This window comes from Streptomyces sp. HUAS MG56 (assembly GCF_058673395.1).
Map to the genome: position 1 here is coordinate 3,255,303 of NZ_CM178722.1, position 13,992 is coordinate 3,269,294.

The following is a 13,992-nucleotide window of genomic DNA, read 5'->3' on the forward strand; positions in this document are numbered from 1 at the left end:
GTCCGGCCGCCCGACGGGTGGGCCGAACGGGTGACGCCGGCCGCCCCAGGGGCGTGCTCGCCCCGGATACGGCCGAGGCCCGCAGCCCCCTCAGAGGTGCGGGCCTCGGCCGCCTGCTACGCCTCAGCGGCGGCAGTCACGCGCCGATCGCGTGCAGACCGCCGTCGACGTGGATGATCTCGCCGGTGGTCTTCGGGAACCAGTCGCTCAGCAGGGCGACGATGCCGCGGCCGGCCGGCTCCGGGTCCTTCAGGTCCCACTCCAGCGGGGAGCGGGAGTCCCACACGGAGGCCAGGTCGGCGAAGCCCGGGATGGACTTGGCGGCCATGGAGCCGATCGGGCCCGCGGAGATGAGGTTGCACCGGATGTTCTGCTTGCCCAGGTCACGCGCCATGTAGCGGCTGGTCGCCTCCAGGGCGGCCTTGGCCGGGCCCATCCAGTCGTACTGCGGCCAGGCGTACTGCGCGTCGAAGGTGAGGCCGACGACAGAGCCGCCGTTCTGCATCAGCGGCAGGCAGGCCATGGTCAGCGACTTCAGGGAGAACGCCGAGACGTGCATGGCGGTGGCCACGGACTCGAACGGGGTGTTGAGGAAGTTGCCGCCGAGCGCGTCCTGCGGAGCGAAGCCGATGGAGTGCACGACGCCGTCGAGGCCGCCCAGCTCCTCGCCCACGACGTCGGCCAGCCGCGCGAGGTGCTCCTCGTTCGTCACGTCCAGCTCGATGACCTTGGTGGGCTTCGGCAGCTTCTTGGCGATGCGCTCGGTCAGCGTGGGTCGCGGGAACGCGGTCAGGATGATCTCCGCGCCCTGCTCCTGGGCCAGCTTGGCCGCGTGGAAGGCGATGGAGGACTCCATCAGCACGCCCGTGATCAGAACGCGCTTGCCCTCGAGGATTCCGCTCATGGTGATCAGTGACCCATTCCCAGTCCGCCGTCAACGGGGATGACGGCTCCAGTGATGTACGAGGCGTCGTCCGAGGCGAGGAACCGCACCGTCGCGGCGATCTCCTCGGGCTGCGCGTAACGGCCGAGCGGCACCTGAGACACGATGTTCTCGCGCTGCTCGTCGGTGAGCGCCTTGGTCATGTCGGTGTCGACGAAGCCGGGCGCGACGACGTTGAAGGTGATGTTGCGCGAGCCCAGCTCACGGGCGAGGGAACGCGCGAAGCCGACGAGGGCGGCCTTGGAGGCGGCGTAGTTCGCCTGCCCCGCCGAGCCGAGCAGGCCGACCACGGACGAGATCAGGACGACGCGGCCCTTCTTGGCGCGCAGCATGCCGCGGTTCGCGCGCTTGACGACACGGAAGGTGCCGGTGAGGTTGGTGTCGATGACCGAGGTGAAGTCCTCCTCGGACATGCGCATCAGGAGCTGGTCCTTGGTCACGCCGGCGTTGGCGATCAGGACCTCGACCGGACCGTGCTGGTCCTCGATCTCCTTGTAGGCCTGCTCCACCTGCTCCGGGTCGGTGATGTCGCACTTGACGGCGAAGAAGCCGGCCGGCGGTTCGCCCGAGCGGTACGTGATCGCGACCTTGTCGCCCGCGTCGGCGAATGCGCGGGCGATGGCGAGGCCGATGCCCCGGTTTCCTCCGGTGACGAGAACCGAGCGGCTCAACGGATCACCCTTTCGATAGCGGTCTGAAGCGTGGGGCCCACCCGCCCGAACACGTCGATGACAGGCGGCTTCATCGAAAACCTATCGGTAGCGCCGCGCGCTCGGGCAAGCGGGCACCGACAGTGGCACGGGGAAGTCCCTGTCGGATCCCTACAGAAAGGACCGGGACGGGACCGAAACCGTGTAGTCCCCGGGGGCGCGTCCACGACATGATCGGACCAGACAGGCCACGACAGCAGGGAGACCTCCGTGCCCCATTCCATCGACGAAGCCTTCACAGCGCTTCCCCTGCGCGCCCTCGCCGACGCCGCGCTGGCACGCGCGCGTGCGCTGGGGGCCGAGCACGCGGACTTCCGGTTCGAGCGGGTGCGCAGCGCGTCCTGGCGGCTGCGGGACGCCAGGCCCGCCGGCTCGTCGGACACCACCGACCTCGGGTACGCGGTCCGGGTCGTGCACGGCGGTACGTGGGGCTTCGCCTCCGGGGTCGACCTGACCCTGGACGCCGCGGCCAAGGTCGCCTCGCAGGCGGTGGCGATGGCCAGGCTGTCCGCCCAGGTGATCAAGGCCGCCGGGTCGACGGAGCGGGTGGAACTGGCCGACGAACCCGTGCACGCCGACAGGACGTGGATCTCGTCGTACGAGATCGATCCCTTCTCCGTGCCGGACGAGGAGAAGTCGGCGCTGCTGGCCGAGTGGAGCACGCGGCTGCTGGCCGCACCGGGCGTCAGCCACGTCGACGCCTCGCTGCTCACCGTGCACGAGAACAAGTTCTACGCCGATACGGCGGGGACCGTGACCACCCAGCAGCGGGTGCGGCTGCATCCGGAGCTGACGGCGGTCTCGGTGGACGAGTCCAGCGGTGAGTTCGACTCGATGCGGACCATCGCGCCGCCGGTCGGACGCGGCTGGGAGTACCTGACCGGCACCGGCTGGGACTGGGACGGCGAGCTGGAGCGGATCCCGGAGCTGCTCGCCGAGAAGATGCGGGCGCCGAGCGTGGAGCCGGGCCTGTACGACCTGGTGGTCGATCCCTCCAACCTGTGGCTGACGATCCACGAGTCCATCGGTCACGCCACCGAGCTGGACCGCGCCCTCGGCTACGAGGCCGCCTACGCCGGCACCTCCTTCGCCACCTTCGACCAGCTGGGCAAGCTGCGTTACGGCTCCGAGCTGATGAACGTCACCGGCGACCGCACCGCCGAGCACGGCCTCGCGACCGTCGGCTACGACGACGAGGGCGTCGCCGCGCAGTCCTGGGACCTGGTGAGGGACGGCACGCTGGTCGGCTACCAGCTGGACCGCAGGATCGCGAAGCTGACCGGGTTCGACCGCTCCAACGGCTGCGCCTACGCCGACTCCCCCGGGCATGTGCCGGTGCAGCGCATGGCCAACGTCTCGCTCCAGCCGGATCCCGCCGGGCTGTCCACGGAGGACCTGATCGGGAGCGTCGACCGGGGCATCTACGTCGTCGGTGACCGGTCCTGGTCGATCGACATGCAGCGGTACAACTTCCAGTTCACCGGGCAGCGCTTCTTCAGGATCGAGAACGGGCGGATCACCGGGCAGCTGAAGGACGTGGCGTACCAGGCGACCACGACGGACTTCTGGGGCTCGATGGCGGCCGTGGGCGGTCCGCAGACCTACGTCCTCGGTGGCGCCTTCAACTGCGGCAAGGCACAGCCCGGCCAGGTGGCGGCCGTGTCGCACGGATGTCCTTCCGCCCTCTTCAAGGGCGTCAACATTCTGAACACCACGCAGGAGGCCGGTCGATGAGCGCCCGCAGCAACAAGCCGCACGAGGTCGTGGAGCAGGCGCTCGCGCTGTCCCGGGCCGACGGCTGTGTCGTCATCGCCGACGAGCACTCGACGGCCAACCTGCGCTGGGCGGGCAACTCGCTCACCACCAACGGCGTGACGCGCGGCCGTACGCTCACCGTGATCGCGACCGTGGCCGGCAAAGAGGGCACGGCCTCGGGTGTCGTGTCCCGGTCGGCCGTCACGGCGGACGAGTTGGAGCCTCTGGTGCGGGCCGCCGAGGCCGCCGCGCGCGGTGCCGGGCCCGCCGAGGACGCGCAGCCCCTGGTCGGCGGGGTGCCGGAGTCCCCCGACTTCACGGACGCGCCCGCCGAGACCTCCTCGGCGGTGTTCGCCGACTTCGCCCCGGCGCTCGGCGAGGCGTTCGCACGCGCCCGTGCGGGCGGCCGCGAGTTGTACGGCTTCGCCAACCACGAGCTGGTGTCGACGTACCTGGGCACGTCCACGGGACTGCGCCTGCGCCACGACCAGCCCACCGGCACGCTGGAGCTGAACGCCAAGTCGCCCGACCGGCTGCGCTCGGCCTGGGCCGGCCGTTCCACGCGTGACTTCAAGGACGTCGACCCGGCCGCCATGGACGCGGAGCTGGCCGTACGGCTCGGCTGGGCCGAGCGGCGCGTGGAGCTGCCCGCGGGCCGGTACGAGACCCTGCTGCCGCCGACGGCGGTCGCGGACCTGCTGATCTACCAGCTGTGGTCGGCGTCGGGCCGGGACGCGGCCGAGGGCCGGACGGTGTTCTCCAAGCCGGGCGGGGGCACGCGCGTGGGCGACAGGCTGAGCGGCCTGCCGCTGACGCTGCGCAGCGATCCGCACGAGCCGGGTCTGGAGTGCGCGCCGTTCGTGGTCGCCCACTCCTCGGGCGGCGACCAGTCGGTGTTCGACAACGGACTGCCGGCGCACACCACCGAGTGGGTCGGCGAGGGCGTGCTGAGGCATCTGACGACCACCCGGCACAGCGCGGCGCTGACGGGGCTGCCGGTCGCCCCGGCGCTCGGGAACCTGATCCTGGACGGCGGCACCGACCGCTCCCTGGAGGACATGGTCGCGGACACCGAGCGCGGGCTGCTGCTGACGTGCCTGTGGTACATCCGCGAGGTCGACCCGGCGACGCTGCTGCTGACCGGTCTGACCCGGGACGGCGTCTACCTCGTGGAGAACGGCGAGGTGACCGGGCAGGTGAACAACTTCCGGTTCAACGAGTCGCCGGTGGACCTGCTGGGGCGGGCCGCGGAGGCCGGGCGCACCGAGAAGACGCTGCCGCGCGAGTGGAGCGACTGGTTCACCCGGGCCGCGATGCCCGCGCTGCGCATCCCGGATTTCAATATGAGCTCTGTCAGTCAGGGCGTATAACCTCGTAGGCGGCAGTCGCTCGACTGCCCGAAGACCAGCAAGGAGATACGAGAACCGTGACGGACATCGTCGACGAGCTGAAGTGGCGCGGGCTCATCGCCCTCTCCACGGACGAGGACGCACTGCGCAAGGCGTTCGCGGACGGCCCCGTCACGTTCTATTGCGGCTTCGACCCGACCGCGCCCAGCCTGCACCTCGGCAACCTCGTGCAGATCCTGACGATGCGCCGCATCCAGCAGGCGGGCAACCGCCCGCTGGGCCTGGTCGGGGGTGCCACCGGTCTGATCGGTGACCCGAAGCCCACCGCGGAGCGCACGCTCAACGCACCCGAGATCGTCGCCCAGTGGGTGGAGCGGCTGCGCGCGCAGATCGAGCCGCTGCTGGACTTCGAGGGCCCGAACGCCGCGGTGATGGTCAACAACCTCGACTGGACGCAGAGCCTGTCGGCCATCGAGTTCCTGCGTGACATCGGCAAGTACTTCCGGGTCAACAAGATGATCGCGAAGGAGGCCGTCGCGCGGCGGCTCAATTCCGACGCGGGCATCAGCTACACCGAGTTCAGCTACCAGATCCTCCAGGGCATGGACTTCCTGGAGCTGTACCGGCGGTACGGCTGCACCCTGCAGACCGGTGGCAGCGACCAGTGGGGCAACCTCACGTCGGGCACCGACCTGATCCACCGGGTCGAGCCGCACGCCGTGGTGCACGCGCTCGGCACGCCGCTGATCACCAAGGCGGACGGCACCAAGTTCGGCAAGACCGAGTCCGGCACGGTGTGGCTCGACCCCGAGATGACGACGCCGTACGCGTTCTACCAGTTCTGGCTGAACGCGGACGACCGGGACGTCTCGAAGTTCCTGCGCATCTTCAGCTTCAGGTCCCGCGAGGAGATCGAGGAGCTGGAGCAGCAGACGCAGGAGCGTCCGCAGGCCCGGGCGGCGCAGCGCGCGCTCGCCGAGGAGCTGACGACGCTGGTGCACGGCGCCGGCCAGACGGCCGCGGTGATCGCCGCGAGCCGCGCCCTCTTCGGTCAGGGCGAGCTGGCGGAGCTGGACGGTGCGACGCTGGCCGCCGCGCTGTCCGAGGTGCCGCACATCCGGGTCACCGAGCTGGGCCCGGTGGTCGATCTGCTCGCGGAGGTCGGTCTGGTCGCCAGCAAGTCCGCCGCGCGGCGGACGGTGAAGGAGGGCGGTGCCTACGTGAACAACGCGAAGGTCGCCTCCGAGGACGCCGTCCCGGCGAAGGAGGATCTGCTGGACGGACGGTGGCTGGTGCTGCGGCGCGGGAAGAAGAACCTGGCCGCGGTGGAGGTTGTCGCCGGGTAGTGCCGTCGGGGCGCGGTGGTCTGCGGGCTGCGGCTGTGTCGTGGCGTGTCGCGCAGTTCACCGCGCCCCATTCGGGGTGCTTTCCGCAGGGGGTTCTCAGGCTCTCTGGGCCTTCTTCTTCCCCAGCGTCGCCATGTAGAGGGCGTCCACCGCGGCCACGATGATGATCGCCGCCACGATCTGGAAGATGTGCCGGCTCCAGTCGATGCCCCGGGTCGCCGCGACGCCGAGTGCGCGGGCGACGGCGTTGCCCACGATGGCGCCGAGCATGCCGCAGATGGTGGTCAGCCACAGTGGACTGTGCTGCTTGCCCGGGATGACGGCCTTGGCGATGATGCCGAGCACGAATCCCACGATGATCGCCCACAACCAGCCCATGGCTGCCTCCTCGAACGGCTCGACGTGAGCATTAGGGCCAGTGTCGGCGGGTGGGCCGTACGGCGCATGTCGGGATCACCCGTGCGGGCGGTGCGGGGGCGTTGCCGCAGGCAGTGGGTGCCCCGGTCTCGTCGGTGACCCGGCCGCGGCGTACCGTGGAACGTGTCCCCGCCCGGTTCCCGGCCGGGTGCGGACGACGGCGGGCCGGGGAGAGTCCAATGCGGGCGGATGGTGGACTGTGATGCGGAAACAGCACGGCGGCGTCCAGGTGTTCCGGATCACCGGAGCCCGGACGGGCCTCGCCGAGGACGTGCGGGGCCGGCAGCGGCGGTACGTGATCTCGATGACCGTGCGCACGGTGTCGGTGATCCTCGCGGTCGCCCTGTGGAACGTCGAGCGGTACGTCGCCGTCGTGGCGCTGGTGCTCGGTGCGCTGCTCCCCTATGTCGCCGTGGTGATCGCGAACGCCGGCCGCGAGCGGCCGCCGTCCCTGCCGTCGACGTTCGTGAGCATGCCGGCGAAGCCGATGATCACGCCGCCGCGCACCGAGGACACCCGGGAGCAGTCCGCCGCGGAGGGCGCCTCGGCGCGTCCGGCCGGCGCGCGCGGTGAGCGGCCCGACCCGATGTGACCCGCAGAGCAGTGGTGGAAGCGGAATTCGGCCCACCCATGAAGCTCAAGAAAAGCTCAGATCAATCGTGCAGTTCCAGTGCCGGGTCGTGGGGTACCCGTGACATACTGCGTACGCGCTCCGCATCCCCCGTCGGAGCGACGGACCGACGCCGGGCAGCTCCCCCCGTGGCTGCCCGGCGTCGCCTTGTTCCGGCCCCTTTTCTGTGAGACGAACCCGTGACTGAAGAGATCCCGATCTGCTCCGCCAAGGGCTGCCGTGCCGCCGCCGTGTGGGTACTGGCGTGGAACAACCCGAAGATCCACACGCCGGAGCGGCGCAAGACATGGCTCGCGTGCGAGGAGCACCGCGAGCATCTTTCGCAGTTTCTCGGGATGCGGGGTTTCCTGAAGGACGTCGTGACGTTCGACGAGTGGGAAGCGCCCGAAGGGAGCTAGCTAGCCGCCGATCGCCGACATCGGTCGGTCCGGCTGTACGAACGACGGGTCGTCCAGGCCCGCCCCCGCCTTCTTCCCCCACATCGCCAGCTTCCAGATGCGGGCGATCTCCTCGTCGGACGCGTCGCCGCGCAGGGCGGCGCGCAGGTCGGTCTCCTCGGTGGCGAACAGGCACGTGCGTATCTGGCCGTCGGCCGTGAGGCGGGTGCGGTCGCAGGCCGCGCAGAACGGGCGGGTGACCGAGGCGATGACGCCGACGCGGTGCGGGCCGCCGTCGACCAGCCAGCGCTCGGCCGGGGCCGAGCCGCGCTCCTCCGCGCCCTCGGGGGTGAGGTCGAAGCAGGTGCGCAGGGAGGCGAGGATGTCCCCGGCGGTGACCATGCCCTCGCGCTTCCAGCCGTGCTGGGCGTCGAGGGGCATCTGCTCGATGAAGCGCTGCTCGTAGCCGTGCTCGATCGCCCAGGCCAGCAGGTCGGGGGCCTCGTCCTCGTTCAGGCCGGGCATCAGGACAGAGTTGATCTTCACGGGGGTGAGGCCGGCCGCGTGGGCGGCTTCCAGGCCCTCGATGACGTCCTTGTGCCGGTCACGGCGGGTCAGGGTCTTGAAGACGTCGGGGCGCAGGGTGTCCAGGGAGACGTTGACCCGGTCCAGGCCGGCCGCCTTCAGGGCCGCCGCGGTGCGCTTGAGGCCGATGCCGTTGGTCGTCAGTGACGTCCGGGGGCGGGGGGCGAGGGCCGTGACGCGCTCGACGATGCCGACCAGGCCCGGGCGCAGCAGGGGCTCGCCGCCGGTGAAGCGGACCTCCTCGATGCCGAGCAGCCGTACGGCGATGTCGACGAGACGGACGATCTCGTCGTCCGTGAGCAGGTCGGGCTTGGCCAGCCACTGCAGGCCCTCCTCGGGCATGCAGTAGGTGCAGCGCAGGTTGCATCGGTCGGTCAGCGAGACCCTCAGGTCGGTGGCCACCCGGCCGTAGGTGTCGATGAGCACGTGGGCCCCCTCCCTCTCGGTCACTCAATTGTCCGTCGCGGATGAGTCGTCCGTCGCTGGCGAGCCTACGTGACGCCACTGACAACGACAGCGGCCCGATCCCACGAGCTACGACGAGGCCGCGTCGTAGGACCGTACAGTCCGGTACGGCGCGGCCGTCGTAGGAAGGTGTCAGTGCGCTCCGGTGCCGGTCAGCGAGCGCACCTCCAGTTCGGCGTACTTGCCGGCGTCCGGGGTCTCCTTCGACAGCAGGGTGCCGAGGGCGCCGAGCAGGAAGCCGACGGGGATGGAGATGATGCCGGGGTTCTCCAGCGGGAACCAGTGGAAGTCGACCTCGGGGAACATCGAGGCCGGGCTGCCGGAGACCACCGGCGAGAAGAGCACGAGGCCGACCGCGGTGACCAGGCCGCCGTAGATCGACCACAGGGCGCCTGCGGTGGTGAACCGCTTCCAGAACAGGCTGTAGAGGATGGTCGGCAGGTTTGCCGAGGCGGCGACGGCGAAGGCGAGCGCGACGAGGCCGGCCACGTTCAGGTCGCGGGCGAGGGCGCCGAGGACGATGGAGACCGCGCCGATGCCGACGGTCGCCCAGCGGGCCGCGCCGAGCTCCTGCTTCTCGGTGGCTTGTCCCTTCTTGATGACGTTGGCGTAGATGTCGTGCGCGAACGACGAGGACGAGGCCAGGGTCAGGCCCGCGACGACCGCGAGGATCGTGGCGAAGGCGACCGCGGAGATGGTGGCGAGCATGACGGCGCCCCAGGTGGAGTCGACGCCGCCGAGGTGCAGGGCGAGGAGGGGGGCCGCGGTGTTGCCCGCCTTGTTGGAGGCGATGATCTCGGCCGGTTTGATGAGGGCCGCCGCGCCGAAGCCGAGCGCGAGGGTCATCAGGTAGAAGGCGCCGATCAGGCCGATGGCCCAGATGACCGACTTACGGGCGGCCTTGGCGGTGGGGACGGTGTAGAAGCGGATCAGGATGTGTGGCAGACCCGCGGTGCCGAGGACCAGGGCGAGGCCGAGCGAGAGGAAGTCCAGCTTGGTGGTGCCGGTGGCGCCGTACTTCAGGCCGGGCTCCAGGAACGCCGTGCCCTTGCCGCTGTTGTCGGCCGCCTTGCCGAGCAGATCGGAGACGTTGAAGTGGAACTTCAGCAGGACCAGGAAGGTCAGCAGCAGGGCGCCGAGGATCAGCAGGACGGCCTTGACCATCTGGACCCAGGTGGTGCCCTTCATGCCGCCGACGGTGACGTAGACGATCATCAGGACGCCGACCAGGGCGACGATGCCGATCTTGCCGCCGTCGCTGGTGATGCCCAGCAGGAGCGAGACGAGGACACCCGCGCCGGCCATCTGGGCGAGCAGGTAGAAGATCGAGACGACGATGGTGGACGTGCCCGCCGCCGTGCGGACGGGACGCTGGCGCATGCGGTACGCGAGGACGTCGCCCATGGTGTAGCGGCCGGAGTTGCGCAGTGGCTCGGCGACCAGGAGCAGGGCGACCAGCCAGGCGACGAGGAAGCCGATGGAGTACAGGAAGCCGTCGTAGCCGAAGAGGGCGATGGCGCCCGCGATGCCGAGGAAGGACGCGGCGGACATGTAGTCGCCGGAGACGGCGAGGCCGTTCTGGAAGCCGGTGAACTGCCGTCCGCCGGCGTAGAAGTCGGCGGCGTCCTTGGTCTGGCGGCCGGCCCAGACGGTGATGACGAGGGTCACGGCGACGAACACCGCGAACAGGGTGACGATCAGCGTCCGGTGCTGGCTCGCCTCGCCGGCGGCGAGCAGGGTGTGCTGTGCGGGGCTCATGCGCCGCCCTCCATCCGGGACTTGATGGCCTCCGCCTTGGGGTCGAGCTGCGCGGACGCGCGCCGTGCGTACCACCAGGCGATGAGGAACGTGGTGACGAACTGGGCGAGGCCGAGGACGAGGGCGACGTTGATGTTGCCGGCCACCTTGGTGCCCATGAATCCGTCCGCGTAGTTGGAGAGCAGCACGTAGAGCAGGTACCAGGCGATGAAGGCGACGGTCAGGGGAAAGGCGAAGGAGCGGTGGGCGCGGCGCAGTTCACCGAACTCCGCGCTCTGCTGCACCTCTGCGAACTCCTCGGTGGAGGGAAGGGATGTCCCCGACGGTGCGGGGGGCGGTGTCTCGGTGGCCACGGAGTCTCCTCGCGTTCGCGGTTGCCATGACGACGGGGGGCTTGATGGTGCTCGTGCTCCCTGCCCAAGGTCCACGGCGCCACGCCAGGACCGGTTCAAGTCTTATGAGTTGATCCGCAAGCGGTCTTGTCGAGTCATTGCCAAGTCATTGATGATCAGCAACCGACGGGATAGCTTCACCATGCACAACCGACCCGTCATGTACCTGCCCGAGCGCCATCCGTGTCTCGGGCGGTTCCGTATCCGGATGATGTGGAGACCCCGTGCCTCATTCGCACTCCAGACGCAGGCTCGCGCTCGCCGTGCCCGTCGTGCTGTCCCTGACCGCCTCGCTCGGCCTCCTCCCGGCGGCGGCCTCGGCGGCGCCCGCCACGACACCGGCGGCGCGGGCGGCGGAGAACGGCCCGAACCTCTCGTACGTGGTCAACACCCGGACCGACCGCCGCACGATCGAGTCGGTACGCCGGGAGATCACGCGCAACGGCGGTTCCCTCGTGGCCGGTTACGACGGGATCGGGGTGTTCGTCGTCCACTCCTCGGACCCCGAGTTCGGCGCGCGGATGCGTGCGGTACGCGGGGTGGACTCGGCCGGTGCCACGCGCAACGCGCCGCTGCCCGCCCAGTCCACCGCGGACATGGGCACGCCGAAGGCGCTCAGCGCCCAGGAGATCGCCGCGGCCGGCGCGAAGGCGACGGGGGGCCAGGATCCACTGGAGCCGTTGCAGTGGGACCTGCCGGCCATCAAGGCGGACAAGGCGCACGAGAAGACCCTGGGCAGCCCGGACGTCACGGTCGCCGTCATCGACACCGGCGTGGACGACACCCACCCGGACATCGCGCCCAACTTCGACCGCGCGGACTCGGTCAACTGCGTGTCCGGCAAGCCCGACACGACGGACGGCGCCTGGCGGCCGAGCGCGTCGGAGAGCCCGCACGGCACCCATGTGGCAGGCGAGATCGCGGCCGCGAAAAACGGTGTCGGCATCACGGGCGTCGCGCCGGGCGTCAAGGTGGCCGGCATCAAGGTGGCCGATCCGAAGGGCTACTTCTACACCGAGGCCGTGGTCTGCGGCTTCATGTGGGCGGCCGAGCACCACGTCGACGTGACCAACAACAGCTACTACACCGACCCGTGGTACTTCAACTGCACCGGCGACCCGGACCAGAGGGCGCTGGTCGACGCCGTCACCCGGGCCTCGCGGTACGCGGAGAAGAAGGGCACGGTCAACGTCGCGGCGGCGGGCAACGAGAGCTACGACCTCGCGTCCGACTCGATCACCGACAAGGCCTCCCCGAACGACGGCACCCCGTCGGACCGCGTGATCGATCCGCACAGGTGCTACGACATACCGACCCAGCTGCCGGGTGTCGTGACGGTCGCGGCGACCGGCGCGAAGGGCCTGAAGTCGTCGTTCTCCAACTACGGCCTCGGCGTGATCGACATCGCCGCGCCGGGCGGCGACTCGACGGCCTACCAGAAGCCGGAACCCCCGGCGACGAGCGGCCTCATCCTCGGCCCGCTGCCCGGCGGCAGGTGGGGGTACATGGCGGGCACCTCGATGGCGACCCCGCATGTCGCGGGTGTCGCCGCATTGATCAAGTCAACCCATCCGCACGCTCCGGCGAGCCTGGTGAAGGCACTGCTCTACGCGGAGGCCGACGCCGTGCCGTGCACGGACCCGTACGACATCAATGGTGACGGGAAGGTCGACGCGGTGTGCGAGGGGACGAAGAACCACAACGGCTTCTACGGCCGGGGCACGGCGGACGCACTGGCCGCGGTGACCTGGTGACCCATTGACCGCGGGGCCGGACGGGAAGCAGAGTTGATCGGATCAATATTGATTCATCAATAATGCATAGTGTAGTCATGACAGATACCGCGTCAGACATCGCGTCCGGCATCTCGGCGGACATCGCGTCCGCGTGGACCGCACTGGGCGGCGATCCCGCCCTCCTCGCCCGGGTGACGACGGTCGAGCGCCCGGACGCCCTCCCGGCGCGCCTGCCCGTACGGCAGCTGGCCCGCGCGTGTGCCGGTGCCTGCGCACTGGCCGCCGCGGAACTGGCGGCCCGCCGGGCCGGGCTCGCCGAGGTGCCCGGCGTCCGGGTCGACGACGGCGCCGTCGCGACCGCCTTCCACAGCGAGCGGCACCTGCGGGTCGACGGCCGGGCCCCGGTCGCCTTCGCGCCGCTGTCGCGGTTCTGGCGGACGGCCGACGGCTGGGTGCGCACCCACGCCAACTACCCGCACCACCGGGCCCGGTTGCTCGGTGCGCTGGGCCTGCCCGAGGACGCCCCGGCGGACCGGGCGGCCGCCCGGCTCGCCGAGCGGCCGGCCCTGGAGGTCGAGGAGGCGGTCCTCGGCGCCGGCGGTCTCGCCGTGGCCCTGCGCACCCGGCAGGAGTGGGCGGCCACCGAGCAGGCCGCCGAGGTGGCCGCGCGCCCGCTGGTCGAGCGGGCACGCCTGGACTGTGCACCCGCGCGCGTGCTCGCGCCGCTCGACCCCGCCACCGCTCCGCTGCTGCCCGCCGCGGGGCTGCGCGTGCTGGACCTGACCCGGGTCCTCGCCGGTCCCGTCGCCACCCGCACCCTCGCCCTGCTGGGCGCGGACGTCCTGCGGGTGGACGCCCCCTGGCTGCCCGAACTGCCCGACCAGCACGCCGACACGGGGTTCGGCAAGCGGTCCGCCGCCCTCGACCTGCGCACGGACCGGGACACCTTCGAGGAGCTGCTGGCGTCGGCGGACGTCGTCGTCACCGGCTACCGGCCCGGCTCCCTCGACGCGTTCGGGCTCTCGCCGCAGGCCCTGGCCGAGCGCCGGCCCGGGCTGGTGGTGGCGCAGGTCTCGGCGTGGGGCGCGTACGGGCCGTGGGGCGGGCGGCGCGGCTTCGACAGCCTGGTCCAGGTCGCGACCGGCATCGCCGTGACCGAGGGCTCGGCCGAGGAGCCCGGTGCGCTGCCCGCGCAGGCCCTGGACCACGGCACCGGTTATCTGCTGACGGCGGCCGTGCTGCGGGCGCTGACCGAGCAGTCGTACGACGGCGGCGGCCGGTCGGTGCGGCTGGCGCTGGCCCGCACGGCGCACTGGCTGACGGACGGGATCCGGCCGACCGCGGCCACGGGCGCGCCTTACCCGGGCCCGGACGCCTGGCTGACCGAGACGGACGGCCCGCTCGGCCGGCTGCGCCACGCCCTGCCACCGGTGACCTTCGCGGACGGCCCCGGGGACTGGGCGGCGTCCCCGGTGCCCTGGGGATCGTCCCCGGCCCGCTGGCGGTGAGCGCACGGGCGGCCGGAAAC

The 13,992-nt window shown here is 70.9% G+C and carries 13 protein-coding genes; 7 read left to right on the plus strand and 6 right to left on the minus strand.

The window, feature by feature from the left end; all coding sequences use genetic code 11:
• Positions 1–136: 136 nt before the first annotated feature.
• Entirely contained in the window at positions 137–904 is a 768-nt protein-coding gene (gene fabI / locus AC4OXY_RS15490) for an enoyl-ACP reductase FabI (protein WP_356031074.1), read from the minus strand.
• 5 nt (positions 905–909) lie between these two features.
• Positions 910–1,614, minus strand: a complete 705-nt coding sequence (fabG, locus tag AC4OXY_RS15495; protein WP_356031073.1) for a 3-oxoacyl-[acyl-carrier-protein] reductase — start codon at positions 1,612–1,614, stop codon at positions 910–912.
• Positions 1,615–1,863: 249 nt separating this feature from the next.
• Between fabG and AC4OXY_RS15500 the strand changes: the two genes are divergently transcribed.
• From AC4OXY_RS15500 to tyrS, 3 genes are read left to right on the plus strand one after another with little or no spacing between them, the layout of a single operon-like run.
• The gene (locus AC4OXY_RS15500) at positions 1,864–3,387 is read left to right on the plus strand and encodes a TldD/PmbA family protein (RefSeq protein ID WP_491994078.1); all 1,524 of its coding nucleotides are present in this window, start codon (positions 1,864–1,866) and stop codon (positions 3,385–3,387) included.
• Positions 3,384–4,778, plus strand: coding sequence for a metallopeptidase TldD-related protein (locus AC4OXY_RS15505; RefSeq protein WP_356031070.1), 1,395 nt, complete (start codon positions 3,384–3,386; stop codon positions 4,776–4,778). Before AC4OXY_RS15500 ends, AC4OXY_RS15505 begins: the two co-directional genes overlap by 4 nt.
• A 56-nt stretch (positions 4,779–4,834) precedes the next feature.
• Entirely contained in the window at positions 4,835–6,103 is a 1,269-nt protein-coding gene (gene tyrS / locus AC4OXY_RS15510; protein WP_356031068.1) for a tyrosine--tRNA ligase, read from the plus strand.
• Between the two features lie 96 nt (positions 6,104–6,199).
• Here tyrS and AC4OXY_RS15515 read toward each other — a convergent pair whose 3' ends face one another.
• A complete protein-coding gene (locus AC4OXY_RS15515; protein WP_356031067.1) occupies positions 6,200–6,481 on the minus strand; it encodes a GlsB/YeaQ/YmgE family stress response membrane protein in 282 nt (93 codons plus the stop codon).
• Between the two features lie 241 nt (positions 6,482–6,722).
• Between AC4OXY_RS15515 and AC4OXY_RS15520 the strand changes: the two genes are divergently transcribed.
• Both AC4OXY_RS15520 and AC4OXY_RS15525 read left to right on the plus strand, forming a co-directional pair.
• Positions 6,723–7,112 carry a DUF3099 domain-containing protein gene (locus tag AC4OXY_RS15520; protein ID WP_356031065.1) on the plus strand — a complete coding sequence of 130 codons (390 nt, stop codon included), beginning with the start codon at positions 6,723–6,725 and terminating at the stop codon, positions 7,110–7,112.
• Between the two features lie 218 nt (positions 7,113–7,330).
• Positions 7,331–7,549, plus strand: a complete 219-nt coding sequence (locus AC4OXY_RS15525; protein ID WP_362818868.1) for a hypothetical protein — start codon at positions 7,331–7,333, stop codon at positions 7,547–7,549.
• Here AC4OXY_RS15525 and moaA read toward each other — a convergent pair whose 3' ends face one another.
• From moaA to AC4OXY_RS15540, 3 genes are all read right to left on the minus strand, one after another.
• The gene (gene moaA, locus AC4OXY_RS15530) at positions 7,550–8,539 is read right to left on the minus strand and encodes a GTP 3',8-cyclase MoaA (RefSeq protein ID WP_491994607.1); all 990 of its coding nucleotides are present in this window, start codon (positions 8,537–8,539) and stop codon (positions 7,550–7,552) included.
• A 171-nt stretch (positions 8,540–8,710) separates the two neighbouring features.
• The gene (locus tag AC4OXY_RS15535) at positions 8,711–10,336 is read right to left on the minus strand and encodes a monocarboxylic acid transporter (RefSeq protein WP_362818870.1); all 1,626 of its coding nucleotides are present in this window, start codon (positions 10,334–10,336) and stop codon (positions 8,711–8,713) included.
• The gene (locus AC4OXY_RS15540) at positions 10,333–10,689 is read right to left on the minus strand and encodes a DUF485 domain-containing protein (protein WP_376290961.1); all 357 of its coding nucleotides are present in this window, start codon (positions 10,687–10,689) and stop codon (positions 10,333–10,335) included. The genes AC4OXY_RS15535 and AC4OXY_RS15540 overlap by 4 nt, the downstream gene beginning before the upstream one ends.
• Positions 10,690–10,952: 263 nt before the next feature.
• Between AC4OXY_RS15540 and AC4OXY_RS15545 the strand changes: the two genes are divergently transcribed.
• Complete coding sequence (locus AC4OXY_RS15545; protein ID WP_376290958.1) at positions 10,953–12,482, plus strand: S8 family peptidase; 1,530 nt, start codon at positions 10,953–10,955, stop codon at positions 12,480–12,482.
• 77 nt (positions 12,483–12,559) lie between these two features.
• Positions 12,560–13,972: a CoA transferase gene (locus AC4OXY_RS15550; protein WP_491994079.1), complete on the plus strand. Its 1,413-nt coding sequence runs from the start codon at positions 12,560–12,562 to the stop codon at positions 13,970–13,972.
• Positions 13,973–13,992 lie beyond the last annotated feature (20 nt).

Bases quoted from the DNA above. Each gene is read 5' to 3' on its own strand.
- fabI (WP_356031074.1), bottom strand. From the start codon at position 904: ATGAGCGGAATCCTCGAGGGCAAGCGCGTTCTGATCACGGGCGTGCTG.
- AC4OXY_RS15505 (WP_356031070.1), top strand. From the start codon at position 3,384: ATGAGCGCCCGCAGCAACAAGCCGCACGAGGTCGTGGAGCAGGCGCTC.
- AC4OXY_RS15515 (WP_356031067.1), bottom strand. From the start codon at position 6,481: ATGGGCTGGTTGTGGGCGATCATCGTGGGATTCGTGCTCGGCATCATC.
- AC4OXY_RS15520 (WP_356031065.1), top strand. From the start codon at position 6,723: ATGCGGAAACAGCACGGCGGCGTCCAGGTGTTCCGGATCACCGGAGCC.
- AC4OXY_RS15535 (WP_362818870.1), bottom strand. From the start codon at position 10,336: ATGAGCCCCGCACAGCACACCCTGCTCGCCGCCGGCGAGGCGAGCCAG.
- AC4OXY_RS15550 (WP_491994079.1), top strand. From the start codon at position 12,560: ATGACAGATACCGCGTCAGACATCGCGTCCGGCATCTCGGCGGACATC.